This is a genomic window from Bacillus sp. M13(2017), assembly GCF_002218325.1.
In the GTDB taxonomy this organism is placed as follows: Bacteria; Bacillota; Bacilli; order Bacillales; family Bacillaceae_G; genus Bacillus_A; species Bacillus_A thuringiensis_K.
This window is the reverse complement of the sequence record NZ_KZ268508.1, coordinates 65,706-91,472: the sequence shown is the minus strand read 5'-3', so window position 1 is coordinate 91,472 and position 25,767 is coordinate 65,706. Positions and strand designations below refer to the sequence as shown.

The following is a 25,767-nucleotide window of genomic DNA, read 5'->3' as shown; positions in this document are numbered from 1 at the left end:
CTAAAGGAGGAGAAAGAAGAAAGGAAAACTCCCTTCCTTCTTTACTCCATGTCTCCTAAAGTAGCTGCCATAACCGCTTTAATTGTATGCATTCTATTTTCAGCTTGATCAAATACTTTTGAATGTTTACTGCGGAATACTTCGTCAGTTACCTCCATTTCTTTCAACCCATATTTCTCATAAACTTCTTCGCCATACATCGTTTCAACATCATGAAATGCAGGTAAACAATGTAAGAAAATCACGTTTTCATTCCCTGTTTCTTTAATCATTTTCATATTTACTTGATAAGGTTTCAATAACTCCACACGTTCAGCAAATTTTTCTTCTTCCCCCATAGACACCCATACATCTGTATAAATTACATCTGCATTCGCAACAGCTTCTTCCACATTACTTGTTATCATTACCTGTTCGTTATATTTTTTTGCTAAATCAATTACTTCTTGTGCAGGCCATAAAGATTCCGGTGTACAAATACGTACATCCATTCCAATGATTGCTCCACCAACTAGTAAACTATTAGCAACATTATTTCGTCCATCTCCAACATAAACGAGCTTCACATTTTTTAATTTTCCTATATGTTCTCTAATTGTTAATAAATCTGCTAGTGTTTGTGTTGGATGCCACATGTCTGTTAATCCATTCCAAACCGGCACACCAGAATTTTGTGCTAAAGATTCTACAGTTTCATGACTAAATCCACGAAACTCAATTCCGTCAAACATACGCCCTAACACTTTTGCTGTATCCTCTACAGATTCTTTTTTCCCAAGTTGAATATCACCTTTCCCTAAATATTCAGGATTTGCCCCTAAATCTGTACATGCTACTGTAAATGCACAACGCGTACGAGTAGAAGTTTTTTCAAATAAGAGCGCTACATTTTTACCTTCTAAATAATGATGCGGGATACCATTTTTCTTTTTCTCTTTTAATTCTGCTGCCAAATCTAGAAAATATAACAATTCTTCTTGTGTAAAATCTTTTTCTGCTAGAAAGCTTCTTCCTTTTAAATTTGGTCTAGTCATTAACATACTTCATCCCTACTTTCTCCGTTATTTATACTAAATATCTTTACGAACAATTGGCATACTCATGCAACGTGGACCCCCACGACCACGAGATAATTCCGAACTTAGCACCTCAATCACTTCTATACCATGTTCCCGTAATAACGTATTGGATACATAGTTGCGATCATATGTAACAACTACACCTGGCGCGATTGCTAATGTGTTCGAGCCATCATTCCATTGTTCACGAGCAGAAGCAATTACATCCCCTCCTCCACATGGAATAAGAACTAATTCACTTAAGCCTAATACCTCTTTTAATGCTTCCATTAAAGAAGTACGATGTGTAATTTTAAGAGTTTCCTCATCTGATCCTTTTTCTAAAATATAAATATTCATATTCCCTTTTGGCCCTTGAATGGCTGGGTGAATTGTAAACTTGTCATAATCAACCATTGTAAATACTGTATCTAGATGCATAAATGCTCGGCATTTTGGAATTTCTATTGCTAACACTTTCTTAATTTTATTTTGTCGGCTAAAGAGATTTTTAGCTAAACGTTCAATTGCTTTAGCTGAAGTACGAGCAGATACTCCAATCGCAATTGTTTCTTCATTTAAAATTAGCTCGTCGCCACCTTCAATTGGAAATTTATAATCACGATCTAACCAGATTGGTACATTATGTTTTGCGAATCTTGGATGATATTTAATGATGTACTCCATGAACAATGATTCACGTCTACGCGCTGGTTCTCTCATCTTATTTATCGTTAAGCCATCGCCCACGCTAGCTGCTGGATCACGAGTAAAATATAAATTAGGCATTGGATCTAAGTAAAACGGATAGTGATCTTCCATTAATTCATATAAATGTGTCTTCTTACTTGTTTCAATTTCGTTTTTCCGTACACCGCCCATAATTTTTTGAATTAATTCTTCATTTGAAAAGGAAAGTAAATATTCTTTTAAAGTTTGATGTGCAACATTTACGTCGGCCTGTCCTTCTTTTAAAATACGATCAACAAATTCTTCTCGAAGTTTTTTATCTACTAACGCCTCAGCGGCTAGTTTTTCTAAATAAAGAACTTCAACACCCCGATTGCGTAACGTTTGTGCAAAATAATCATGCTCTTTTTGAATAATTGGTAAGTATGGAATATCGTCAAATAATAATTGCTGCAAATAATCTGGCGTCAAGTTTTCCACTTCTTTACCCGGTCGTTTTAATAAAACCGTTTGTAATTCCCCAATTTCTGAAGTAACATGTATCGGATGTTTCATTTGTTGTACCTCCTTTTAAATATGTTTGATGTCTTACAAGTACATAATAAATGCTCTGCACTTTCATCTTTGTGAAAGCATCCACATTATCATTGTGAAATATTAAACAAGTTATTTTTTTAAAATCATACGAATATGTATTTTTATAACAAACTATCTCGCTTTCTCAATAAAAAATACATATATTACGCATATATGTTGAATATTTAACTTCCTTATTTAAACAAAAATCCTGTTTTAATTTTATTAAAAACAGGATTTTTGTATCTAAATAATTAAATTTAATCTTTCTTCTATAATCTCCCTATCTGATTTCGACTGTGAAATTATAAGGCATGTATCATTTCCACATATACATCCTATTTTTTCTTTCCAATCTAACTCATCAAATAAAACACCAATAACATGTGCATTACCAGGTAATGTTTTAATAACCATTAATTGATCTACACAATCAATTTTTACAACAACTTCTCGTAATTTTTTCTTTAACTTTATATCAGTTTGTAAATGCTCTTCTGAGAAAACTTTATATATCATTAATCCTTCTTGAGAAGGTACCTTCGTTAAGTTTAACTCACGAATATCGCGAGAAACCGTAGCTTGTGTTACTAATACACCTTTTTTTGCTAACAATTCTACTAATCTTTCTTGCTTATCTATTTCATACTCCTTTACAAATTGTTTAATTAACCGTTGTCTTTTTTCTTTTTTCATAAAAGACACCCCTTTTAATATTATAGCTCGCTATAATTTTCATCCGAAAGGGACAGAAAAGAATGTTGCGGAAACGTTCATAGTTTAACTGTAAATATTAAATCAAGCTAAATAAAAAAGAGAAGAACAGCATTCTGTTCTTCCTTTTACATTGAAAATCGTTCAATTGTTTGTTTCAAATCAGTTGCTTGCTTCTCTAAATCCTTTAATAATTGATCGATTACTATCATATTTTTAGACTGTTGTAGCGTCACACGCGCCACTTCTTGCGAACCAGCTGACGTTTCTTCAGCAATTGCTGCTACAGCTTTTGTTTGTGCTCCTGTTTGATGAATGTGGCTCACTTGTTCATTCATATAACTACTAATTTGCTGAGTTGCATCGGCTACTTCCATAACACTTGATGACATTTCTTTTAAAATTAATTCCGTAGCTTCCCCACGTTTCGCCTCTTCTTTAGCTATTTTCACTTGTTCTGTCATTTTCATTGCAACTTGTTGTACTTCATCTTGCATATTCCGTAATAACTGCGATATGTTTCTTGCAGAATGATCACTTTCATCAGCAAGTTTACGTACTTCTTCCGCAACAACCGCAAAACCTCTTCCATGCTCTCCTGCGCGAGCTGCCTCAATAGAAGCATTTAGTGCTAATAAATTCGTTTGGCTAGCAATCGCACTCACAACAGACACAATATGTTCTACTTGTTTCATTCGTTCTTCTAACTTCTGTACATTTTGCATTGAATCTTCATTTTCTTTTGCCAATGTTTGAATACCTTGAATTAAAGACGTAAAAACACGAGTACTATGCCCTAAAGCTTCAACCATTTCTGAAGACAATGTATCAGACTGCTTCGCTTTTTCTTCTACTTCACTTGCAATAGACGTCGTTGTATCAACAGCAGAAACAATTGCTTGAATTGATGCCGCTGATTGCTCAGCGCCTGAAGAAATCTCTGCAAGTGTCTCAGATACACCTTGCGCTTGTCTCGTTGCTTCGCCTGTTTGTTTTCTAATCTGCTGTACTTGATTATTTGTATACGAAAATGTTGTATCAATATTTTTTACCATGCCCCTTAAGTTTCCTAACATCATATTAAATGCAACACTTAAAGATTTAATTTCATCATCTGTCTTCGGTAATGGAACATCTTCACGAATATCACCCTCAGCTGCTTTTCTTGCCGCTTCCTCTAACTTGCGAAGTGGTTTAATTAAAAATACGGCTGCTCCATATGCTAAAATTCCAGACCATACTACCCCTAATAACATAACGATAATATTATATACAGTTTGACTTACATAACTTTGAAAATAATCGTATATCACGTAAATAAAAAATATACTTGTTGAATATGTAATAAAAGCTAAAACTGTAGTGAATAGCATAAGTTGTGTACGTAATCCAAAAGAAAATGTTTTCCTTTCTTTTTCCATCTTCCCTTTCCCCCTTTTTATAAGCAATATAAATACTACCTATATATTATTATCCATATTTTCATTATAGAAGGATATAGAGATTTTAAAAATATTATTTCTTTGAATATCAAATTGCACGAAAAAAATAAAGGATTCTGACAATTTATGACTAATAACAGAAATAAGGGGCAACATTTGTAAAATATATTTTTAACTGGGGGTTTTGTATGATTCAAGTTCGAAATCTAGTAAAATCATTCGGTTCACTTGATGTGTTAAAAGGAATTGATTTAGAAGTAAAAGAAAAAGAAGTTGTTGTTTTAATTGGTGCCAGTGGTTCTGGTAAAAGTACATTACTTCGCTGTCTTAACTTTTTAGAAATGTACGATGAAGGCGAAATTCACTTACAAGGTGAGCGAATTGATCCAAAACATTCAAATTTAAATAAAGTCCGTGAAAATGTCGGTATGGTTTTTCAGCACTTTAACCTCTTTCCTCATATGACCTCACTAGAAAACATCATAGAAGCACCTATTCACGTAAAAAAATTAGAGAAAGCAAATGCAAAGGATATTGGAACTCAATTTCTCCAAAAAGTCGGCCTTCAGGATAAAGCGGATGTAACTCCTCATCTTCTTTCAGGTGGCCAAAAACAGCGCGTTGCCATTGCACGAGCTCTTGCAATGAACCCTAAGATTATGCTATTTGATGAGCCTACCTCAGCTTTAGACCCTGAACTTGTTGGAGAAGTATTGCAAGTTATGAAAGAACTTGCTGAAGAAGGGATGACAATGGTTATTGTTACTCATGAAATGAATTTCGCAAGAGATGTAGCTGATCGTGTCATCTTTATGGATGATGGAAAGATTGTAGAAGATGCTCCGCCAGCACAATTCTTTTCAGCTCCATCACATGAACGGGCAAAACAATTTTTACGCAACGTTTTATAATGTAACTTCTGTTTCAAACGAAAAGGAATACATTCATACGGTGCACAACTAATCATCCAAATAAAATATTTCAATAACATACTTAAAATCATCCGTATGATCAATATATAGGAGGGGTTTTATGAAAAGAAAACTATTAACCATTGTTGCGAGCATTACACTATGTACATCCTTCATACTAGGAGCTTGCAGCAAAGAAAGCTCTACTACTTCATCAAATGGTGAAAAAGAATTTCGCTATGCAATGAGTGGATTATACAAACCTTTTAATTATAAAGAAAACGACGGCAAACTTGTCGGCTTTGATATAGAAATCGGTGAAGCTCTTGCTAAAAAGATGAACATGAAGGCTACGCCAGTTACAAACCCATGGGAAACGCTAATTCAAGGTCTTCAAGCGAAGAAATATGATGTAATACTGGGTAGTATGGCAATTACAGAGGAGCGCTTAAAAGCTGTTAGTTTCTCAAATCCGTACTATCGCTCTGGCGCTCAAATTTTTGTGACTAAAAAGAATACTGCTATCTCTTCTCCAGAAGATTTAAAAGGTAAGAAAATTGGTGTTGTAAAAGCTAGTACCTTTAAAAATCTTGTTGCAAAATATACAGATCAAATTACAGAATATGACAGCGACATTACTGCTCTTATGGATTTAGAGCCTGGGCGTGTTGACGCAGTAATTACGGATCAAATGGTTGGTCTACGTATGATAAAAGAAGGAAAATCGAATATAAAAGAAGCGGGAAAACCATTAAATCTTGATGAAATGGGAATTGCTATTCGCAAAGATGATAAAGAAATGGTTGAGAAAGTAAATAAAGCGTTAGATGAAATCATTAAAGATGGTACGTATGAAAAGATCAGTAAAAAATGGTTCGGGCGTAATATTCTTGGTGAAGAGGAAAAAACGAAGTAAGTTAGCCATTCAAAAGATTCATAAACAGTGCCCCACTCATTAAATGTTCATTTTATGTGGGGCATTTCATTCTCTACTAAAATCTATACAATATGAGGTGAAACGCATGTTTGAAATTTTTATCTCTACCTATCCCACACTCTTAAAGGCTACCATTGTCACATTACAATTAACATTAACCTCCCTAGTACTCGGTTCATTAATTGGATTATTATTTGCTTTCTTTCGAATCTCGAATAACAAAGTTTTAAATAGCATTGCTCATATCTATATTGCTATTATTCGTGGTACACCTTTAATCGTTCAAATCGCAATTCTCTATTTTGGCATTACATCTGTCATTGTTTTCTCCCCTTTTTGGGCAGGAGCAATCGCTTTAGCAATTCATAACGGTGCATATATTACGGAAATCTTCCGAGGATCCATTCAATCCGTCGACCGAGGACAATTGGAAGCCGCTCGCTCCTTAGGTATGCCTTATCCTTTAGCTATGCGCCGGATTATATTACCACAAGCATTTCGTCTGTCTCTTCCTCCTCTAGGAAACCAGTTTATTATTGGATTAAAAGACTCTTCACTTGTCGCTTACGTAGGACTGTCCGAATTATGGGGATCAGGTTTATCAATTGCAGCAGGTAACTTCCAACAATTAGATACTTACATAATCGTTGGTGTATACTATCTCGTACTTGTTCTTCTATTTACTTACTTTGTTAATCTTTTAGAAAAACGACTACAACGAAAAGAAACTAACTCCGTCCAAGTCCATAAAAAGAACAAAACGGAAGTTTCTTTATAAGAAAAAGCAAGCCTGAGATGGCTTGCTTTTTCATTGCAAAAATATATTAATTTTTACTGATTTACTTTTTTAATACTTTCGTCTTCCTCTATATGTTCCTCACGATATGAAATATTATGAGGATCTAGTCCATTTCCTAAAGAACCATAGAAATGCTCTCTATGCGGATCCACTAATTCACTTCCTTGATAATACACACGTGGTGTATTCCATAGCGCTGCCAAAGCTTTTGTCATCGGCATCTCATGATAGCGTTCCGGCCACATTTCTTTAATCTTCTCTTTTACTAACGGATAGTATTTAGAACTCATAGCAGGAAACAGATGGTGTTCTGTATGATATGAGAAATTGAAATGTAAAACGTCTACCCAGCGCGGCACTGTTACTGACAAACAGTTTGCTAACGGATCATTTACTGGAACAATTGGATTTAAGCGGTGATTTGTTGCGATATATGCCATTACAATAAAGTTAGCAATTAACAACGGAATGACATATGCAAATAACCATTTTCCAGGTCCCATAATAAACAATAAACTAATCCAAACTGTCCAAGGCAAAAGAAGTTGAAGCCATACAGATTTTTGATTGGATGACTTGAACTCTTTTATAAAATGAAAGAACATTCGAGTCGAATGCAATGTAAATTGAATTGTTAGTGACAGAAAACTAAAGAATGAACGTACATGTAAAGGCATACGATATACCCAACTCAAAAACTTACTCTTCTTAAGTTTCTCAAGTGTCGGCCATGCATCCGGATCATTCTCTTCATGCTGTGTATGAACATGATGCGTTGCATTATGCCACTTTCTCCAAAGCTTTGGCCCTGTTGATAATGGCATAAATGCAATCGCGCCTAAGAAGTCACGAAGCCATGCCTTTCTTACAACAGTTCCATGTAAAATTTCATGCCCTAAAAATCCAAGTGAAGCAAAACATAATCCAAGAACAATCGCAATTCCTAGATTCGCCCACACATTCAATTCAAATACACCAATCGATATTAACCCCGCCAATGCCACAAGCAAATAAGCCAGTCCACCAAATAAACGAGTAGGCACTGGTTTAAATGCTTTTTTCGGCAAATGTGGTGATACACGTGCTGCATACCACCCAAACGTATGAAGCTCCTTCATCCTTTTGCCCCTTTCTTATGCCGCGCCTTGCGCAACTTACATATATCAATTCTTGCTTCCAGATTGATTTTACTAGATGATCCAAAAAGCATCTATTATAAGGAAAATATACTCACTCTATCGTCACTTATTTTTCGCTTTTATTATCAATGAAAAACATTTCTCTTTTTACTCTCTATCAACCTTTCCACATGATGAATCATAACAATAGAATTTCTATATTGTCAACACCTTTTATGACCTAGTAATAAAAGGTGGTTATGTTTTTATAATCATACTTTATTTCACTAAAGAAAATGTATAGATTCCATAAGGTTTTATCCACTATATATAGACATTTTCTTAAACGCCATAGACTCTATCTCATTCAATAACTCTCTATGTAATCAACAAATAGAATCACTTGAATTTAGTTTTATATAAATCCTACTTCTTCATAATGCCCTACCTAATTAATTATATTAAAATAATTTATATCCTCTTTTAATAAAAATAGACTTCTTCTAAAACAACACACATGATTTTCATATAATATGGAAATATTAAAAGGAAAATTGTTCTAAAATCAGGAGGTTTCCGCAATGACAAATGATACATTTCCACAACTGCCGCTATCTTATTGGATTGAATCTACCGAGTTTCCTACTTTTCCTCGTTTATCCGAAAATATAAAAACGAAAGTTGCTATTATCGGTGCTGGTATTACAGGTATTACCACTGCCTATTTACTTGCAAAAGAAGACATCGATGTGGTTTTAATTGATTCTGGTCGTATTTTAAACGGGACGACTGGGCATACAACAGCGAAAGTAACAGCACAACATGATCTTATTTATGATGAATTAATAAATCATTTCGGTGTAGAAAAGGCCCGGCTTTACTATGAATCAAATAATCAGGCTCTACAATTCATAAACGAAACTGTTCAAACATATAAAATCGACTGTAATTTCTCAAATGAAGATTCATATTTATATACAACTACTGATAACGGATTAAGAAATTTATCGAAAGAATATGAAGCTTATCAAAAATTAAATATACCTTGTGATTATGTTCAATCTCTATCGATTCCTATTCCAGTACAATCTGCGCTTGTAATGAAAAATCAAGCACAATTCCATCCCCTTCTTTATTTAAAAACACTTTTAGAAAAGTTTGTGGAGATGGGCGGAAAGCTCTACGAACAAACAACAGCTATGAATGTGGAAAAGGGAGATTATCCACAAATAATTACAAAAGAGGGCCATCATATCACTTGTGAATATGTCGTCTCTTGTTCACATTTTCCTTTTTATGATGCAAATAGCTTTTTCTTTACGCGAATGTACGCAGAACGCTCCTATGCTCTTGCAATAAAAGCAAAAATGGATTATCCAGGTGGCATGTATTTAAGTATTGATGATCCAAAGCGCTCCTTACGCTATATAACAAACAATGGAGAAAAATTAATTTTGATTGGCGGAGAGAGTCATAAAACAGGGCAAGGAATAAATACGATGCTTCATTATGAAGCACTCTATTCTTTTGCTGAAGCAACTTTTGGAATAGACGAAGTTCCTTATAGATGGTCAGCACAAGATTTAATCACTCTAGATAAGCTTCCTTATATCGGACATATTAACGAAAGAAATCCAAATATATTTGTTGCAACTGGATATCGCAAATGGGGAATGACAACTGGAACTGCTGCCGCTCACCTACTGAAGGACTCCATCCTAAAAGTCCACAGTCCCTATAAAGAACTGTATGCACCATCACGCTTCCATGCAAATCCAGATATAAAAACGTTCCTCTCCCAGAACATTGATGTTGCGAAACATTTAATTGAAGGAAAGATTGAAAATGCATTACGTAAACCAGAAGATCTCGAAGTTGGTGAAGGATCTGTCGTACATGTTAACGGTAAACGGGCAGGTGCTTATAAGGACAAAGAAGGAAAATTACATATCGTCGATACAACTTGTACACATCTCGGCTGCGAAGTTGAATGGAATAATGGTGATTGTACTTGGGATTGTCCTTGTCACGGTTCCCGCTTTTCAATTGAGGGAGACGTTATTGAAGGTCCAGCAGATCAACCGTTAAAACGAGTTGATAATGAGTAAACCAATAAAGAAGTTCAACAGGTTTCCTGTTGAACTTCTTTATTGATTATAAAACCTTTTCAGATAAATTTCGACACAGGGAGGAAAATATTAACATAAAATAAAATAATATATTCATCTACAAATAAAAGGGGGGGAATACTATGCAACCTTCAGCTTCAGCTCCACCTCATCTAGAATCTACAGAAACTATCTTTTCAAGCTCTATTACAAAACTTGTTGTTTTTATTTGTTGGCTAGCCATTCTAGCTGATGGATATGATTTAGGTATTTACGGTGCCGTTCTTCCAAAGCTCCTAGAAGACAAAAGCTGGGCACTTTCACCAGCTTACGCTGGCACAATTGCAAGCTATGCTTTATTTGGGATGTTTATTGGTGCTATTCTAGTTGGAACTATTACAGATCTAATTGGACGAAAATGGATGCTTATATGCTGTTTAGCGCTTTTTTCTATCACAATGGGACTAGCTGCACTTGCTCCTTCTCCCGAATTATTTGGTTTATCTCGATTTATTGGAGGAATCGGATTAGGCGGTGTTATTCCAACAGCTTCAGCACTTACTGTTGAATATTCACCAAAAAAACGACAATCTTTTATTTATGCTCTTATGTTTACTGGCTATCCTTTAGGTATCGTGTTAGGCGCTATTTTGTCTATGTTTATGTTAGAAAGTTTCGGATGGAGAACTATGTTTGGCATCGGAATGATTCCACTACTCCTCATTCCTTTCATTATTCGTTATTTACCTGAATCCATTCAATTTTTATTATCACGTAATCGCCAAAAAGAAGTGGACCAAATCCTTAATCGTTTTCAAATTGTATTCTATGCGAAAAATGAAACTTATCAAACTCCGTCTAATATACGAAAGAAAAATGGATTTCTTACTTTATTCTCAAAAGAATACATAAAAGCAACGCTACTTTTTTGGATCACTTATATAATGGGAATGTTTTTAATATACGGTTTAAATACTTGGTTACCTCAGATGATGCGACAGGCAGGATACCCTCTTGGATCTAGTTTATCATTTCTACTTATGCTAAATATTACTGCCGCTATCGGTGCATTATTTGCTGGAGCAATCGCGGATCGTATAGGAGCTAAAATCGTTATTAGCATCTCCTATCTTATGGCAGCTATATGTATTGGACTATTAACAATTAGACCATCTGTTACAATCATTTATCTTTTAATTGGTCTTGCTGGAATTGGATCAGTCGGTATTACTCAAATATTAAATGCATATGTAACCCAATACTTCCCATCACATATCCGAGCTACTTCCTTAGGCTGGGGACTTGGACTTGGCCGAGTTGGTGCAATTGCTGGTCCTATTCTCGTCGGTATTATTATGACAATGCAATATGACTTATCATGGAATTTTTACTTATTCTCCTTTGCAGGTCTTATCGCAGCTATATCTGTTTTCTTTATTCCTACAAAATAACAAGAGCACAAACTTACTTGTGCTCTTTTTCATATGCTTCAAACAGCATGTCTCGAAATAGTTTATTTAAAATCTCAATATCGATCCCTAACCCCTTTTCAACACCTTTCACGTATTGCCCATAGTAATGAATTTGTTCTTCTAAAAATTGATTCAACACCTTAATTTTCAATCCAACATCTAATTCAGTACCTGCTTTTTTCTTTATTAACAACTTTTCAATTTCATCTAATACGCTACGTTCTAATGATAATTCTGTAATCAATCGGTCAAATTCTACAGGTGGTAAAGTTGCTTTCTCTTCTAGCCACTTACAAGCTAAAATAGGACGTAATACATAAAAGTACTTTTTCAGCTTTACATTCTCACCTTGCAAAAATTCACGATAATTTTTCGAAGCCATATGTAAATAATGATATATCGTTGCTTTTGGATCAAAATTCTTCTCACTCATCTGTTGAAGTAGTTCTGGAAAATTAGAGTTTTTCGAATAAAAAATTGGTGATCGAATCCACTCAAGTAAAGCTGGGTTCGACTTCGCGAATAGTTGCAACGCCTTTCTAATATCCCAACCACTTATATCTAAATCATCACTAATTGGATATTCAATTACATCTCGTTTGTCATGAATTGATAAATACCATTCTACCGGATGTATATAAACAAACCTAACATCATAATCGCTATCTTTCGATGGAAACCCCCAAGCACGACTCCCTGATTCCACCGCAAATAAAATTTTCACATCATTCTCTTTTTCAATTCTTTCTAACTCCAACTCGATTTTCTCTCTCATTTCATACCATCTCCATTTTTTGATTATTTCCTTGGAAATTCGACAATACACTATCAATTTTACTACATACTAAAAAAACTGTCAGAAATTACTGACAGCCCAATAAAACTTCTATTATTGCTTTTCGATTACAGTAGCAGCAATTCGTTCAAACTCTTTTTGAATCTCCTCTTTATATGCATCTACTACTGAAAAATCCATAGCAGCAATATAAATTCGTTCTAATTTATCACGAACCGATTTTGCTTTTGCTAAGAAAGACATCGCCTCATTCATTTTTGCTTTATATTGAATGGAAACATCACGAATTTCCTTCGCATATTTCTCATCCGTCCCTGGGGTAACAATAAGGGCATACATATCAATAATTTCATCACCCTCGCGACTTGGAAAATATTCATGTGGTGCAGTGCTATCAAAAATTGCAAAGCCTAATTCTCTTACGATAACCATATCAAGACTATTCGGATCAAATCCGCAATGATATACTTCAACTTCAAACCCTTTTTCTTCAGCTGCCTTAGCTAACTTTTTGAGCATCGTTGATTTTCCAGAGCCTGGGCGCCCTTTTATAAAATAACGATATGGTAACCCTTCTGTTAAATTAGGAACAAAATCAACTGCTCCTTTCGGTGTAGCAGCTCCTAAAAAACGATGTTTTACAAGCGATTGTCTCCCGCTTTTATCTGCAAATAATTTCTGGATTAGCTGATCGGTTAATTCATTTGCTTTATTAAAATCTATATTATCAATATATATCTTCTCCCACTCATCATGTATAAGCAATGCCTCTTTAAAACATGCGTAAGCAGACTGAAAAGCTTTGCTTGCTTCTGAAACAAATCTTTCAATTTCTAACTTCTGCTTCCTTAGTTTATCTGAATCCCAAGCAATTCCTAAATTTATATACTCTTCAACAACTCCTGGCATTTTGGGCTCAATTACATGTGGTGATGTCCCATCAACAATTCCTACTTTTAATTTTGGGATAATTACACCATCAACCGATTTATTGTCAGAAGAACAATGTAAAAATTCAATATCATATCCTTTTTCAACCCATTCACGACCGATTGCCTTTATTAAAGAAGATTTCCCCGTTCCTGGACCACCCTTTAAGATAAATAATCTGTCTAACCCTTTTAAATTCTCTTCATATAAATTATGAAATCCCCTAGCTGTATTACCACCAGCATAATAATTCAATACATTTCCTGTCACTGCACTCACTCCTTCGCAGCATTCTATTTACATAAGCTACAATATGCGCGTAGCTTTATTTGGGTGAATACCTATTTTGTATTGCACGCAAAAAGGAAATGAATTACAATTTAACTATCGGAAAATTCCGGTTTTAAAATTAAATACTTCTTTATCAAGAGAGGCAGAGGGACCGGCCCTTTGAAGCCCAGCAACCTCAGTTTATACAAACTGAATAGGTGCTAATTCCTGCAAAATGCATTGCATTTTGGAAGATAAAATTCAACTAGCATGTAAAGCTCACCTTTCTTGATATTGAAGGGTGAGCTTTTTATTATTTGAAAAACATATATTGGAGGTATGTAAAATGAAAGTAATTGATTTATCGCAAACATTTGAAAATAATATGTCTCAATTTCCTGGAACACCTAAAATACAACTAGAAGCTGTTACAAGTGTTGAAGAATCAGGCTATCAAGTTACAGATTTTCATTCTGTCGTTCATGTTGGCACGCATTGTGATGCTCCTGCGCATTTTATTTCAGGCGCAACGACTATCGATCAATTACCCCTAAATCAATTTGTAGGCGAAGCGATTCTTATTGATGTAACTCATGTACAAGAACGAAAACTACCTAAAGAAGTACTGCACGATGCTGATATAAGAGAAGGAGATATTGTTATTTTCCATTCCAATCTATCTACTAAATGGAATACAGAGGCGTATGAGAAAGAAGCTTTTTATCTTTCTGAAGAATTAGCCGAGGAACTAGTACAATTAAAAGTAAAATCTGTCGGTTTAGATTTTATTTCTCCTGATGAGGTAACGACAGAAACATCACCAATTCATCACATACTACTTGGGAATAATATTTATTTAATCGAAAACTTAACAAACTTAGATGCCATTCACACGAAACGTTTCTTCTTCTCAGCAGCACCTTTAAAAATTAAAGATAGCGACGGTGCTTTCGCAAGAGCATTCGCTGTAATTTTTTAAACAAACTATACAAAAAAGCAAAGATCATCATTGACCTTTGCTTCTATTTTTTTTATTTAAATTAAGAAAGAATTGCTCAACATGGGGACGTAACCAAGCTAAATAATCCTTCTCTTTCTTCTTTGTACAAGCTATTTCTTCCCCATCTACCATTTCAACAAGTTCTAGTTCTAACAGTTGCTTCGTGAATGCTAACATATTCACTTCTTCGGATGGATACTCTTCTTTTAATTTCTCCTCAATTTCCCCCAATAAAAAACCGTCACGCATCATTGCCAATGCATCAATCCAAAGTGGCGGCATTTCATATTTTTCTCCTGTAATTGTATCTTTTACAATATAATTCTTTTGCTCTTTTCGAAATTGAATCGTGTGTAAACATACAGTCGAATTTAATGTTAATTCCATCATACCACCTCTTTCATAATATCTGCATAGAAAAAAGGATGCGCGTGCACCCCTTCTTATCTTTTCATAACACTACTGAACCGCTACATGAGCAATCAATCTCATGTCGATATTTTCCTCCATTATAAACGAAGTATTTTATAAAAAAAACCCTTCTTGAAACATTTTATAAAATGTTTATATTTACACAACAAGAACACTTTTCTGAAAAATCTTTTCTCCCAATACATTAAACGGTCGGCAGAAAAATTTCTACTTTTGTTCCTACTCCTATACTACTTTGGATTGTGATACTCCCTTGATGTTCCTTAATAATTTTATATGTAATCATTAATCCAAGTCCTGTACCAGTTTCCTTTGTTGTGTAAAACGCCTTGCCGATTTTTTCTAACTTCTCATTCTCTATACCAAATCCTTGGTCTTCAACAGAAATACACAAATATCCTTGCGTTTTTTGATATGCACGGATATGGATTTCTCCGCCCTCTGGCATTGATTCTATTCCATTTTTAATGATATTTAATAACACTTGTTTTAATTGCTTATCATTACCGTTTATAGTTGGTAAATTCCCATCTACTTGTAAATAACATTTAACTCTATATTGCATTGCATAACTTTCCATTAGATGCACAACATATAGAAGGATGTCTCGTATATTACACCTTTCATAATTTGTTGGCTTTGGTTTTCCTAACAACATTAATTCACTAACAAATCCATTGACTCTTTCAATTTCTTGTAGCATAATGTCGTAGCTCATCGTATCAGTTGGATTTCTTTCTTTTTGCATTTGCGTAAATCCTTTTAACGCTGTTAACGGATTTCGAATTTCATGGGCAATTGTTGTAGACATAGTCCCAATCACAGCTAAATTTTCCGTCTCTTTCATATTGTTCATCATTTCAACCACTGTTCTTACATAAGATTGAAATCGTTTTAATAAAGAATGTGAAATAATGAAATAAAATACACATAAAACAAGTGGAATTATCACTTTTAAATCTTGTAATAGCAATGTGAAAAATACGTACTTTCCAATTACACTAAAGGACACTAAATAAAAGTATTTTTTATTCACGAAAACTGGGGCAAATAAAATTAATAACATTTCTACCATACTGCCATGTTCAAAAGGTCTATCCGTTCGCAAATAAATCATTAAATTATTAACAAGATTGATAAACATGTACCCAAATAAAAATAAATATTTTACAGAATATACATATCCTCTTTTTTGAAGATATATAGAAATAGGTAATAATGCCATTACAAATATAGGCACACCTATCCCAAGACTACCTTCTGGCCAACCTACCGCTGTTCCACTAATATTCATAGCAGGATATACAAAATAATATATAGCGTCATATAAAAAGAATATAATATAGAATAATAATATAAATACCTTTAAGGCTCTTCTTTCTTCATAAATCAAGCTCTTGTATTTATTCATATAAAAACTCCCCTTGATCGATACAAAAAACTTTCATTGTTATTCTCCTTAAAGTATAAGTATGAAATTGCTTTCAGGGCAATATTTAACCTTATAATACTAAAAGGAAGGAGATCTCTCCTTCCTTTTAGTAACAACTTACATCCATCTTACCCTGTCATGTAACAATCCATCCGTAAAATTATTATGCCCCATTACAAAATCCTTCATATATAAATTTAAATACTCACCGTACTTACTTTCTGTATTTAATAACAACTCCTCGACGTAATAAGCACCTTGTTCAAATTGATCTAAAAGTAAACTGGACAGGCCCGCATAAATCCCGCACCCTACCTGAAAATACGTTGCATTCGTTTTATATTTACGAAAAACTTTGCTACTATTCATCACATTATACATATATGTCTCACTATTTTCATAAACGAGTAACACACCCACCAAGTCCTCTCCAGCAACCTCTTCTTCCGCTGGATTAAACACTTTACGATTCCAGTTCCATAAATCTTCTACTTGATCTAAGTTCTGTCTAATTATATTTGTTGTATACTCATTAATTCGGTAAAGAAAACCAACTTCCATATTAAAGTTTTTCCCTAAAATTAATACTTCCTCATGTGGCATTAAACAACCATAGAATTCTTTTTCTCCTAACTTCACTTTATACTCTGAAGAATATACATCTTCATAAAAGTAAAGAGGACGATGATGACTCATATACATCGGATAACTCCAGATCGCTTCATCTAAAAATCGCTCTACTGCCCATGAAGCATAAAGTGTATGTGGCTTTATAAGTGCTGTATCATTCAAAAATGATGTGTCATGTTCTACAATATAACATGCTCTTGGCCTTTCATTTGGTCGTTCCTTCATAAGCTCAACAACCATCCATTGAACAACACCTGGATTCATACCTGAACCTATAATCGCTTTTGTATTTGTAAATTTCTCTTTCTCCTTCTCAAACCTTGTATATCTTTCCGTAAGCTGAAAGCCGATTAAGCTGTCGTCCTGATCTACTGCTTCATTTTCCAAGGCTGAATTAATATAGCAAATTCCTAATTCATTACAGCAGCTTAATACTCTAATTGTATCTGCCCCTGAAACATCAATCACAACACTCGTACTTTTTTCTTTTAAATGTTCTTTAAATTCCACTACATTTTGAAGGTTTATCTCATATAAATATAATTGACCTTTCAAATTCGAAAACAACTCATCATAATAAGTCCTATCTTTTTGTTTTATATCCACCAAATGAAATTTGGCATTCTTTAATACTTCATAAATTGGATCTTTTTCATTTGCTATCGCTTGATTTAAAATTGCTAAAACTGCTTTTGCTGCTCCACCAGCACTACCAAGTAATGTAATCGATAACGGATTTAGAAACTGCTCCACCAACAAAACTCCTTTAATAAATTAGTTGAGCAGCTCCTTCTCAAAAAATAAATTGAATACATAAAAAGATAGCTCGTACACATTTCTTTATAAATTAGTACAAAATTTTTTTAAAAAATCACACCATAATATATTTATATTCAATTCATTTTTCCCCTCATATTCAAATCGAGCTAAACAAATAGGCTCGACCTTTTCTTCTGCATATAAAAGAAAAAGCCAGCCCTTTCAACTAGCTTACGGACAATGGACAGATTTTACATGTTGAATATTTACATACATTTTCGCATCACGTGCTTTTAATATTTCAATATGCCCTTCATCAATCTTCGCCATCTTTCCGATCTTATTAGATTCCTCACCTAAATCGAACACCATGATTTTGCCAGACATTTTAATAAGTTGTTCTTCAAACGTTCGAGCTAACGTAATATTTAACGGATTTACGGGGAGTTCATTTTTATTGAGGTCATACGGCACTTGGTTTTCTTTATACGGAATTAACCATTTTAAATGTTTTAAAGATATATATACCGTTTTATAAACCGGACTATAAAAAACAATATAATCATTCATCACACTTGTAACATAACCATGTATTGGAGCACTTCCTGCTACATAAACTTCTGTAAAAATTCCTTTAGAAGTACTTAATACTTTTCTCAAAGAAATGGAAGGGGATTCTCTCTTAATTACAGAATCAACATCTGGTTTTAATATTTCTTCGTCATATGGTCTTAAAAATTTATAGTATTGTACATGATATAAAGATATATATACATAGTCTTGTCCATTGTAAAGAACAATGATATCATTTCCTACATCTATTAATACACCTTTAAACCTTTTTTCACCGATTAATTTAACATATATATTTTCTCCAATACTTTTGTTTAACTCATTCATCTATATCCTCCTTCCTATGAATTTCTTCTTACCTGTCTTCCATTTCTAAAAAAATAATCAGGGCAAAGTTCTGTTTTAATAGTAAGTAATTCCTTTTCATACTATCGAAATAAGAAATTGTTCTTCTCTTTCCCTCATAATGCCCCTCTTATTTATTAAACATTATTCATCTTCATTCTTTTTACATTTAACTACTTGGCTCACACTCTTAATATGAGACTTAATTACATAAATAACTTCATCACAGTTTACTAGTGTAATACAGTCATGGTGTACCTCACTTAATAAACCTTCCACACACTCTGGACCGCCACGATTAATTTTTACCCACTTATACTTCAAGTCTTTTAATATATCTAAAAAAGTATCCTCATCAGAGCAGAAACATGAACTATAGCAATCGCCACATTTACTTTCCTTCACTTTCTTAACTAGACTCTTCACATGTTTTAACTGGTAATACACTAATTCACCATGAGGTAATTGTAACGTTAGATAATCTTTGCCTAACGATACGAGCTCACCTACTCGACTTTCTGGTCCACGAAGGTTTACTTTTACAGTCTCACCAACTAAACATTTAATTTGGTCACAGCATAATACGTTCTCCAATTTTGTATCCCCCTTTCTTATTATCTTCCTCTACTTGATTGTCTTTGGGCACGAGCGCGACCTGAATTATTGCTACTACTTTCTTTACTGCTACTATCGTCGCTCTCATCGCTCTCTCCGCATGCTAATGCATTATAGTTAACGCTTTTAATATGCTTTATTGCAATTAATATAACTTCTTCTTTTGCAATTACTGTCACAAAGTCACAAGAAACATCTTGTAAAATGCCTTCCACTTTCTCTGGACCACCGCGATTAATTTTCACCCAGCAATATTTGAAAGTTTGCAGTAGTGCTTCAAAGTCTTCTGCACATTCGCAATCTTCCCATTCGCAATCACTTGATCCACAGTCTTTCGCATTTTTTGTAATACTTTTTAGATGACTAAGTTGATAGTAATACAGTTCACCTTTTTCATTCTGCAATACGAAGTAGTCCGGACATACTGATATTATTGTTCCTTTTTGAGATTCTGGACCACCCCTGTTTACTCTCACAAAAGATCCAATTAAGTCTTTCAAAAAATCACAATGAAATATACTCACGAGAAAACCCCTTCCATTAATTTATAAGCTTTTGCACTGATAGTATATGTATCTGTACAGGTTACGTTCTCTATGTTTGTCCTAGCTAGAAAAAAATATGCTTTTAACATGGTAGACTACTACCTATCAAAATTTGAAGAAAGGCTAACAACTCCTTATATTTTTGATATCTTCAAACAAAAAATCCCTTATGAAGATACATTTCTGCATATCTTCATAAGGGATTTCCCATAGTTTAATCTTCGTCTTTAACATCCATATCTTCTGGAATTGGTTCGTTCAATATTTCTTCCACTAATTGCTTATATTTCTCCATTTGTTCTAAATGTGTATTAAATTGTTCTTTATTTACTAAATATTGCTCTCCATCGAATAGCGCACGAATTTTCTTTTGCTGAATTAACTCTTCAATATACGATTTTGGTAAATTCAAATACTCCGCAGTCTCTTCTACTGTTATATACAATGCGTTCATTCCTTTATTATTTTTTCATCTATACTGTATCTTACTTTATTTTTGTAAACAAATAAAAAAGATTTTGTAAATGCAGTTCAAAAAGCAGGTAGATGCATTCCATATATTGTATAGTATTATATAGTAAGAATTTTTTAAATATAGAATGGTATTACCCATTTACACAAAGGAGAGTTAACATATGGCTACTCGTCACATCATTACAATGTTAGAAAAAACACTACAAGTTGAAACAGAAAACACAATTTCTCATTTGAATGTATCTTTATCTGATCGTTTTCTTTCTCAAAGCACAGCAATACATGAAAACAATTGTTATCATACAATTGGTGAATGGTACAAAAATCATTTCTTATTCCAACAAGATGATTTCCTTTGGGCTAAATATGCTTTCTATGACGCATATTGTGAAGCCATCAAAAAACAAGGTCATCTTACAAAACGTGTTCGCCAAATATTAGAATCATTAGCTCGAATGCATGGAAAACAGTATATTGCTTCTATACTAAATATGCCATTTCCTAATGAACGCGCTAAAGGGACAGCGTAATTTAGCCATGTTCTGCGTAAGCAAAACATAGCTAAATTGTTTTCTAGGATGCTTTACCAATAAAATGTTCATATGATATGAACTGATGAAACCGGTGTCATTATAATGATTGAAAATATAGTAAACAGGAAATCCCCCACGTACATCTCTCATCCATTTGAATAGAGAAGTATGTGGGGGTATACTTGTTCCTTATTATTTCATCATCTGCTTAATCAGTTCGCGATTTCTCTTCTTAAATACTTCATTATGAGAAGAAACCATTCCGTACTCACTTGCATCTGGTTGGATAAATTGCTTTGCTTTATTCACAGCATTTCCAGCATCTTGGAATGCACCTGCAATTAAGTGTAGTTTCCCTTCGTGCTTTAAAATATCTCCAGCAGCATATAATCCATCTACTGAAGACTCACTATTTGCATTACCTGCAATATAATAATTATCTATAATTGCAACGTCTAACTCACTATTTTCCAATAATGTAATGTCGCGTTCATATCCATGATTAATAATAACTTCATCAATAGGTAAATGAGAAATCTCACCTGTTTCATGATTTGTTAATTCTACATATTCGATCGCTTCATGATTATCACCAGCAATTAATTTTGTAATCGATGTATTAAAGAAACACTCCGCTGAGCTATTCATAAGTTGTTTTACTTGTGCTTCATGACCAGATAATTCTTCTTTTCTATACGTTACATACACTTTTTTCGCAATTGGTTCCAATTCATTTGCCCAATCAACAGCAGAATTGCCTCCACCGGAAATAATAACTGTTTTACCTTTGAAACGCTTTAAAGATTTAACTGTATAATTTAAATTCGATACTTCAAATCGCTCAGCACCTTCAATAGATAACTTTTGCGGTTTCAATATACCACTTCCTGTTGCGACGATAACTGTTTTTGAAAAGTGTTCTTCCCCAGTACTTGTTTTTAATGTAAAAGTACCATCTTGATTACGAATAATTGATTCCACTTTTGTATCTAATACAACTTCTGGCTTAAATGTTAACCCTTGCTGTACAAGTTGTTCAATTAACTTATCACCTGTAACTGGCAATAGTCCTCCTACATCCCAAATCATTTTTTCCGGATACACATGTATTTTTCCACCTAAATGTGGTTGAAATTCTATTATTTTCGTTCTCATTTCTCTGAGTCCACTATAAAAAGCTGAATAAAGCCCTGCAGGTCCTCCACCTATCACGGTTACATCAAACAATTCTTCTCGATTCATTCGTGCTCACTCCTCAGCTACTAACCATTGATTATCATTCTCAATAAAATATAACCTGTTTCCGCAAAATTTACAATCAAAATTACTATTGACAATACACCTATATAAAATTATATTATTTAAAGAATCAATAGTGATAATCATTATCATTTTGTTAATAATTAGCAAATTTGAGATTACATCTTCTTTCATTAATATGGTTAATACTATATTATAAAATCTCATATTCAAGATTTTTAATAAATTATTTTGCTTTACCACTACTCTTTCAAAAAGATTACAGTTAAACAAATTATTGTATACACATATCATCTATGTTAAAGGAGAAAGACGATGAAAAAGTTATTTATTTCACTAACAGTTCTTTTCGTTCTTGTTATGAGCGCTTGTAGCAATAGCTCTACAGACAAAAAGAACGATGCAAAAGGTAGTAAATCAGAAAAAATTACATACCAATCTGAAAATGGTAAAGTAGAAGTTCCTGCAAATCCAAAACGCGTTGTTGTATTATCATCATTCGCTGGTAACGTAATGTCATTAGGTGTAAATCTTGTTGGGGTAGATTCATGGTCTAAACAAAACCCACGTTTTGATAGCAAACTTAAAGATGTTGCTGAAGTATCAGATGAAAATGTTGAAAAAATCGCTGAACTAAATCCAGATTTAATCATCGGTTTATCAAATATTAAAAATGTCGATAAGTTAAAGAAAATCGCTCCTACTGTAACATACACTTACGGAAAAGTTGATTACTTAACACAGCATTTAGAAATCGGTAAGTTATTAAACAAAGAAAAAGAAGCAAAAACTTGGGTTGATGACTTCAAGAAACGTGCACAAGAAGCTGGTAAAGAAATTAAAGCAAAAATCGGTGAAGATGCTACAGTTTCTGTTGTAGAAAACTTCAACAAACAGCTTTATGTATACGGCGAGAACTGGGGCCGCGGAACAGAAATTCTGTACCAAGAAATGAAATTAAAAATGCCTGAAAAAGTAAAAGAAAAAGCATTAAAAGAAGGTTATTACGCATTATCTACTGAGGTATTACCTGAATTTGCTGGTGATTACTTAATCGTAAGTAAAAATAAAGATACTGATAACTCATTCCAAGAGACAGAATCATATAAAAACATCCCAGCAGTAAAAAATAATCGCGTATATGAAGCAAACATGATGGAATTCTATTTCAATGATCCACTTACATTAGATTTCCAACTAGACTTCTTCAAGAAGAACTTTCTTGGTAAATAATACAAACATGAGGAATTCTTAATTTAAGAATTCCTCTTCCTTTATTCTATGAACAGAAAAGATGTGAAACGAATGACAAAAGATCATGAAAATCCACGTTCTATAGCTTTTACATACAAACTAATTTTAAGCTTAATTGCATTCTTTCTTATTTTTATCGTTGCAATGGTATTAGGTGCTGCAGATACTTCGATAAAAGATGTATGGTTAGCACTCACTTCCTCGGCTAAAGGAGACAAAATATCTATTATTCGAGAAATACGTTTACCACGTGAAGTTGCTGCTATTTTTGTAGGAGCTGGATTAGCCGTTTCTGGAGCAATTATGCAAGGATTAACACGAAATCCACTTGCAGATCCTGGATTATTAGGGCTATCTGGTGGAGCGAATGCTGCGCTTGCACTGACACTTGCTTTCAACCCTTCCATCAGCTATCTTTACTTAACATTAGCTTGCTTTATCGGTGCTGCAATTGGCGCAATTATGGTATTTGGAATTGGTATGGTAAAAAAAGGCGGCCTTTCTCCTCTTCGAATTGTATTAGCGGGCGCTGCAGTTTCCGCATTTCTACTTGCAATTTCAGAAGGAATCGGCATTTACTTTAAAATTTCACAAGATGTATCACTTTGGACTGCTGGGGGCGTAATTGGAACAACTTGGAGCCAATTAAAAATTATTATTCCAGTCATTTCAATTAGTATCTTTATCGCTATCTTACTAGCAAAAAAATTGACAGTTCTTAGTTTCAGTGAGGAAGTGGCTATTGGACTAGGTCAAAAAATTATTGTTATTAAAACTATTTTATTTATCATTATTATCTTACTTGCAGGTGCATCTGTAGCACTTGTTGGAAATATAGCATTTATCGGCTTAATGGTACCTCACATGGTACGCCCAATTGTCGGTCCAGATTACCGATTTGTTATACCAATGTCAGCAATTGCTGGAGCTTCCTTTATGCTACTTGCAGATACAATCGGACGTACTATTAACGCTCCATACGAAACACCAGTTGCGGCAATTGTCGCGATTGTAGGGTTACCATTCTTCCTATTCATTGTACGTAAAGGGGGAAAAACATTCTCATGATGCAATCTATTTTAAGAAAACAGCGTCTTATTATACTCGCTTTACTTATAATAATCATCACAACCATTGTAGTTGGAATGGGGCTTGGTTCAGCATCTTTATCTTATGATCGACTACTCCCAACCTTAATGGGGAAAGGGACTTTTAAAGAGGAGTTCGTTTTATACTCTTTAAGACTACCTAGAATCGTCATTACATTATTAGCTGGTATGGCTCTCGCTTTATCAGGGGCTATATTCCAAGGAATTACTCGAAATGATTTAGCTGAACCTGGTATTCTCGGAATCAACTCTGGGGCCGGTGTTGCTGTTGCTATTTTCTTTTTATACTTTCCAATAGATGTAGGTTCATTTCTTTACTTACTACCTGTAGTTGGATTTATCGGAGCATTTCTGACAGCTGTTCTAATTTACGTATTTTCATATAGTAAGTCAACTGGACTTCAGCCAATCCGATTAACATTAACCGGTATCGGTTTTGCATTTGCACTATCTGGAACGATGATTGTCCTTATCTCATCCGCAGATCGTATGAAAGTAGACTTTATTTCAAAATGGATTGCCGGAAATATTTGGGGAGATGACTGGATCTTTGTTTTAGCAATGCTCCCATGGTTAATCGTATTCATTCCATTTATTTTCTATAAAGCAAATCGATTAAACATTTTAGCATTAAACGAACCAGTCGCAATAGGCGTTGGAATTGAAATTGAAAAAGAACGCAGGTACTTATTAGTTGCAGCCGTTGCACTTGCAGCTGCAGCTGTTTCCGTAACAGGAGGAATTAGCTTTATCGGATTAATGGCTCCTCATATCGCGAAATCTTTAGTAGGTCCAAGACATCAAATCTTCATGCCTATCGCCCTTTTAATCGGCGGATGGCTATTATTATTAGCAGATACAATTGGACGAAATATCGTTGATCCTAATGGCATTCCAGCAGGTATTGTCGTTGCTTTAATTGGGGCTCCTTACTTTATGTATTTGTTGCTTAAGAAGGCGTAAAAAACACCCTCAAGATCTTTTC

The 25,767-nt window shown here is 34.1% G+C and carries 24 protein-coding genes, 2 pseudogenes and 1 riboswitch; of the genes and pseudogenes, 10 read left to right on the top strand and 16 right to left on the bottom strand.

Translation table 11 applies throughout. The features are described from left to right. Positions 1–41 precede the first annotated feature (41 nt). The 5 genes and pseudogenes from argF to CGQ22_RS32955 form a co-directional block, all read right to left on the bottom strand. The gene (gene argF / locus CGQ22_RS19850) at positions 42–1,040 is read right to left on the bottom strand and encodes an ornithine carbamoyltransferase (protein ID WP_000930300.1); all 999 of its coding nucleotides are present in this window, start codon (positions 1,038–1,040) and stop codon (positions 42–44) included. A gap of 30 nt (positions 1,041–1,070) precedes the next feature. After that, positions 1,071–2,303, bottom strand: coding sequence for an arginine deiminase (gene arcA / locus CGQ22_RS19845; protein WP_000682331.1), 1,233 nt, complete (start codon positions 2,301–2,303; stop codon positions 1,071–1,073). Between the two features lie 267 nt (positions 2,304–2,570). Then, positions 2,571–3,020: an arginine repressor gene (gene argR / locus CGQ22_RS19840; RefSeq protein ID WP_000711829.1), complete on the bottom strand. Its 450-nt coding sequence runs from the start codon at positions 3,018–3,020 to the stop codon at positions 2,571–2,573. A gap of 146 nt (positions 3,021–3,166) precedes the next feature. Further along, positions 3,167–3,739, bottom strand: a pseudogene (locus CGQ22_RS32960) (methyl-accepting chemotaxis protein); the annotation flags it as partial. A gap of 369 nt (positions 3,740–4,108) precedes the next feature. Continuing rightward, a pseudogene (locus CGQ22_RS32955) lies at positions 4,109–4,294 on the bottom strand (HAMP domain-containing protein); the annotation flags it as partial. A gap of 374 nt (positions 4,295–4,668) precedes the next feature. Here CGQ22_RS32955 and CGQ22_RS19830 point away from each other — a divergent pair. The 3 genes from CGQ22_RS19830 (at position 4,669) to CGQ22_RS19820 (ending at position 7,106) form a co-directional block, all read left to right on the top strand. Continuing rightward, a complete protein-coding gene (locus CGQ22_RS19830) occupies positions 4,669–5,391 on the top strand; it encodes an amino acid ABC transporter ATP-binding protein (protein WP_000616922.1) in 723 nt (240 codons plus the stop codon). A gap of 121 nt (positions 5,392–5,512) precedes the next feature. Beyond that, positions 5,513–6,307, top strand: a complete 795-nt coding sequence (locus tag CGQ22_RS19825) for an ABC transporter substrate-binding protein (RefSeq protein WP_000823750.1) — start codon at positions 5,513–5,515, stop codon at positions 6,305–6,307. 43 nt (positions 6,308–6,350) lie between these two features. Continuing rightward, entirely contained in the window at positions 6,351–7,106 is a 756-nt protein-coding gene (locus CGQ22_RS19820; protein WP_003299858.1) for an amino acid ABC transporter permease, read from the top strand. Positions 7,107–7,159: 53 nt separating this feature from the next. Here the strand turns inward: CGQ22_RS19820 and desB are convergent, their stop codons facing one another. Beyond that, a complete protein-coding gene (desB, locus tag CGQ22_RS19815; protein ID WP_000661223.1) occupies positions 7,160–8,245 on the bottom strand; it encodes a Delta(10) desaturase DesB in 1,086 nt (361 codons plus the stop codon). Positions 8,246–8,826: 581 nt separating this feature from the next. Between desB and CGQ22_RS19810 the strand changes: the two genes are divergently transcribed. Together CGQ22_RS19810 and CGQ22_RS19805 are read left to right on the top strand one after the other, a co-directional pair. Beyond that, positions 8,827–10,353 (top strand): FAD-dependent oxidoreductase, encoded by a 1,527-nt coding sequence (locus CGQ22_RS19810; RefSeq protein ID WP_089149208.1) that lies wholly within the window; start codon positions 8,827–8,829, stop codon positions 10,351–10,353. Positions 10,354–10,496: 143 nt separating this feature from the next. After that, complete coding sequence (locus CGQ22_RS19805) at positions 10,497–11,804, top strand: MFS transporter (protein WP_089149207.1); 1,308 nt, start codon at positions 10,497–10,499, stop codon at positions 11,802–11,804. Between the two features lie 13 nt (positions 11,805–11,817). Here CGQ22_RS19805 and CGQ22_RS19800 read toward each other — a convergent pair whose 3' ends face one another. Continuing rightward, a complete protein-coding gene (locus tag CGQ22_RS19800) occupies positions 11,818–12,600 on the bottom strand; it encodes a nucleotidyltransferase domain-containing protein (protein ID WP_001208239.1) in 783 nt (260 codons plus the stop codon). 114 nt (positions 12,601–12,714) lie between these two features. Further along, complete coding sequence (locus CGQ22_RS19795) at positions 12,715–13,821, bottom strand: PRK06851 family protein (protein WP_089149206.1); 1,107 nt, start codon at positions 13,819–13,821, stop codon at positions 12,715–12,717. A 148-nt stretch (positions 13,822–13,969) separates the two neighbouring features. Then, positions 13,970–14,082: riboswitch (SAM riboswitch) on the top strand. A gap of 85 nt (positions 14,083–14,167) precedes the next feature. Between CGQ22_RS19795 and CGQ22_RS19790 the strand changes: the two genes are divergently transcribed. Next, entirely contained in the window at positions 14,168–14,800 is a 633-nt protein-coding gene (locus tag CGQ22_RS19790) for a cyclase family protein (protein ID WP_000862984.1), read from the top strand. A gap of 27 nt (positions 14,801–14,827) precedes the next feature. On the opposite strand, the gene CGQ22_RS19785 is transcribed toward CGQ22_RS19790, so the two are convergent. The 7 genes from CGQ22_RS19785 to CGQ22_RS19755 all read right to left on the bottom strand — a co-directional run bounded on the left by CGQ22_RS19785 (position 14,828) and on the right by CGQ22_RS19755 (position 20,606). Further along, on the bottom strand, positions 14,828–15,208 hold the full coding sequence (locus CGQ22_RS19785) for a hypothetical protein (RefSeq protein WP_000424114.1): 381 nt from the start codon (positions 15,206–15,208) through the stop codon (positions 14,828–14,830). A gap of 229 nt (positions 15,209–15,437) precedes the next feature. Then, on the bottom strand, positions 15,438–16,664 hold the full coding sequence (locus CGQ22_RS19780; RefSeq protein WP_001046111.1) for an ATP-binding protein: 1,227 nt from the start codon (positions 16,662–16,664) through the stop codon (positions 15,438–15,440). A gap of 138 nt (positions 16,665–16,802) precedes the next feature. Beyond that, the gene (locus CGQ22_RS19775; protein ID WP_000434668.1) at positions 16,803–18,068 is read right to left on the bottom strand and encodes a hypothetical protein; all 1,266 of its coding nucleotides are present in this window, start codon (positions 18,066–18,068) and stop codon (positions 16,803–16,805) included. A 237-nt stretch (positions 18,069–18,305) separates the two neighbouring features. Then, positions 18,306–18,974 (bottom strand): LSm family protein, encoded by a 669-nt coding sequence (locus CGQ22_RS19770; protein ID WP_001004269.1) that lies wholly within the window; start codon positions 18,972–18,974, stop codon positions 18,306–18,308. Between the two features lie 162 nt (positions 18,975–19,136). Then, positions 19,137–19,586, bottom strand: coding sequence for a PI-PLC domain-containing protein (locus CGQ22_RS19765; protein WP_000432506.1), 450 nt, complete (start codon positions 19,584–19,586; stop codon positions 19,137–19,139). Positions 19,587–19,606: 20 nt separating this feature from the next. Beyond that, positions 19,607–20,131, bottom strand: coding sequence for a hypothetical protein (locus tag CGQ22_RS19760; protein WP_000021529.1), 525 nt, complete (start codon positions 20,129–20,131; stop codon positions 19,607–19,609). Positions 20,132–20,366: 235 nt separating this feature from the next. Further along, positions 20,367–20,606 carry a helix-turn-helix domain-containing protein gene (locus CGQ22_RS19755; protein WP_001998970.1) on the bottom strand — a complete coding sequence of 80 codons (240 nt, stop codon included), beginning with the start codon at positions 20,604–20,606 and terminating at the stop codon, positions 20,367–20,369. A 181-nt stretch (positions 20,607–20,787) separates the two neighbouring features. Between CGQ22_RS19755 and CGQ22_RS19750 the strand changes: the two genes are divergently transcribed. After that, positions 20,788–21,156: a hypothetical protein gene (locus CGQ22_RS19750; protein WP_000235475.1), complete on the top strand. Its 369-nt coding sequence runs from the start codon at positions 20,788–20,790 to the stop codon at positions 21,154–21,156. Between the two features lie 195 nt (positions 21,157–21,351). On the opposite strand, the gene CGQ22_RS19740 is transcribed toward CGQ22_RS19750, so the two are convergent. Continuing rightward, a complete protein-coding gene (locus CGQ22_RS19740) occupies positions 21,352–22,401 on the bottom strand; it encodes an NAD(P)/FAD-dependent oxidoreductase (RefSeq protein WP_001078297.1) in 1,050 nt (349 codons plus the stop codon). Between the two features lie 333 nt (positions 22,402–22,734). Here CGQ22_RS19740 and CGQ22_RS19730 point away from each other — a divergent pair, with 333 nt between their 5' ends. Genes CGQ22_RS19730 through CGQ22_RS19720 form a run of 3 tightly spaced genes read left to right on the top strand, consistent with a single transcriptional unit; the run spans position 22,735 to position 25,745 of the window. Further along, positions 22,735–23,652: an iron-hydroxamate ABC transporter substrate-binding protein gene (locus tag CGQ22_RS19730; RefSeq protein WP_000732595.1), complete on the top strand. Its 918-nt coding sequence runs from the start codon at positions 22,735–22,737 to the stop codon at positions 23,650–23,652. Between the two features lie 48 nt (positions 23,653–23,700). Further along, positions 23,701–24,741 (top strand): FecCD family ABC transporter permease, encoded by a 1,041-nt coding sequence (locus CGQ22_RS19725; RefSeq protein ID WP_139032701.1) that lies wholly within the window; start codon positions 23,701–23,703, stop codon positions 24,739–24,741. Then, positions 24,738–25,745, top strand: coding sequence for a FecCD family ABC transporter permease (locus CGQ22_RS19720; protein WP_000983739.1), 1,008 nt, complete (start codon positions 24,738–24,740; stop codon positions 25,743–25,745). The genes CGQ22_RS19725 and CGQ22_RS19720 overlap by 4 nt, the downstream gene beginning before the upstream one ends. Positions 25,746–25,767 lie beyond the last annotated feature (22 nt).

Bases quoted from the DNA above. Each gene is read 5' to 3' on its own strand.
- CGQ22_RS19750 (WP_000235475.1), top strand. From the start codon at position 20,788: ATGGCTACTCGTCACATCATTACAATGTTAGAAAAAACACTACAAGTT.
- CGQ22_RS19825 (WP_000823750.1), top strand. From the start codon at position 5,513: ATGAAAAGAAAACTATTAACCATTGTTGCGAGCATTACACTATGTACA.
- CGQ22_RS19780 (WP_001046111.1), bottom strand. From the start codon at position 16,664: ATGAATAAATACAAGAGCTTGATTTATGAAGAAAGAAGAGCCTTAAAG.
- CGQ22_RS19810 (WP_089149208.1), top strand. From the start codon at position 8,827: ATGACAAATGATACATTTCCACAACTGCCGCTATCTTATTGGATTGAA.
- CGQ22_RS19785 (WP_000424114.1), bottom strand. From the start codon at position 15,208: ATGGAATTAACATTAAATTCGACTGTATGTTTACACACGATTCAATTT.
- CGQ22_RS19725 (WP_139032701.1), top strand. From the start codon at position 23,701: ATGAACAGAAAAGATGTGAAACGAATGACAAAAGATCATGAAAATCCA.
- CGQ22_RS19720 (WP_000983739.1), top strand. From the start codon at position 24,738: ATGATGCAATCTATTTTAAGAAAACAGCGTCTTATTATACTCGCTTTA.
- CGQ22_RS19805 (WP_089149207.1), top strand. From the start codon at position 10,497: ATGCAACCTTCAGCTTCAGCTCCACCTCATCTAGAATCTACAGAAACT.
- CGQ22_RS19800 (WP_001208239.1), bottom strand. From the start codon at position 12,600: ATGAGAGAGAAAATCGAGTTGGAGTTAGAAAGAATTGAAAAAGAGAAT.
- desB (WP_000661223.1), bottom strand. From the start codon at position 8,245: ATGAAGGAGCTTCATACGTTTGGGTGGTATGCAGCACGTGTATCACCA.
- CGQ22_RS19755 (WP_001998970.1), bottom strand. From the start codon at position 20,606: ATGAACGCATTGTATATAACAGTAGAAGAGACTGCGGAGTATTTGAAT.
- argR (WP_000711829.1), bottom strand. From the start codon at position 3,020: ATGAAAAAAGAAAAAAGACAACGGTTAATTAAACAATTTGTAAAGGAG.
- CGQ22_RS19790 (WP_000862984.1), top strand. From the start codon at position 14,168: ATGAAAGTAATTGATTTATCGCAAACATTTGAAAATAATATGTCTCAA.
- CGQ22_RS19820 (WP_003299858.1), top strand. From the start codon at position 6,351: ATGTTCATTTTATGTGGGGCATTTCATTCTCTACTAAAATCTATACAA.
- arcA (WP_000682331.1), bottom strand. From the start codon at position 2,303: ATGAAACATCCGATACATGTTACTTCAGAAATTGGGGAATTACAAACG.
- CGQ22_RS19730 (WP_000732595.1), top strand. From the start codon at position 22,735: ATGAAAAAGTTATTTATTTCACTAACAGTTCTTTTCGTTCTTGTTATG.
- argF (WP_000930300.1), bottom strand. From the start codon at position 1,040: ATGTTAATGACTAGACCAAATTTAAAAGGAAGAAGCTTTCTAGCAGAA.
- CGQ22_RS19770 (WP_001004269.1), bottom strand. From the start codon at position 18,974: ATGAATGAGTTAAACAAAAGTATTGGAGAAAATATATATGTTAAATTA.
- CGQ22_RS19830 (WP_000616922.1), top strand. From the start codon at position 4,669: ATGATTCAAGTTCGAAATCTAGTAAAATCATTCGGTTCACTTGATGTG.
- CGQ22_RS19740 (WP_001078297.1), bottom strand. From the start codon at position 22,401: ATGAATCGAGAAGAATTGTTTGATGTAACCGTGATAGGTGGAGGACCT.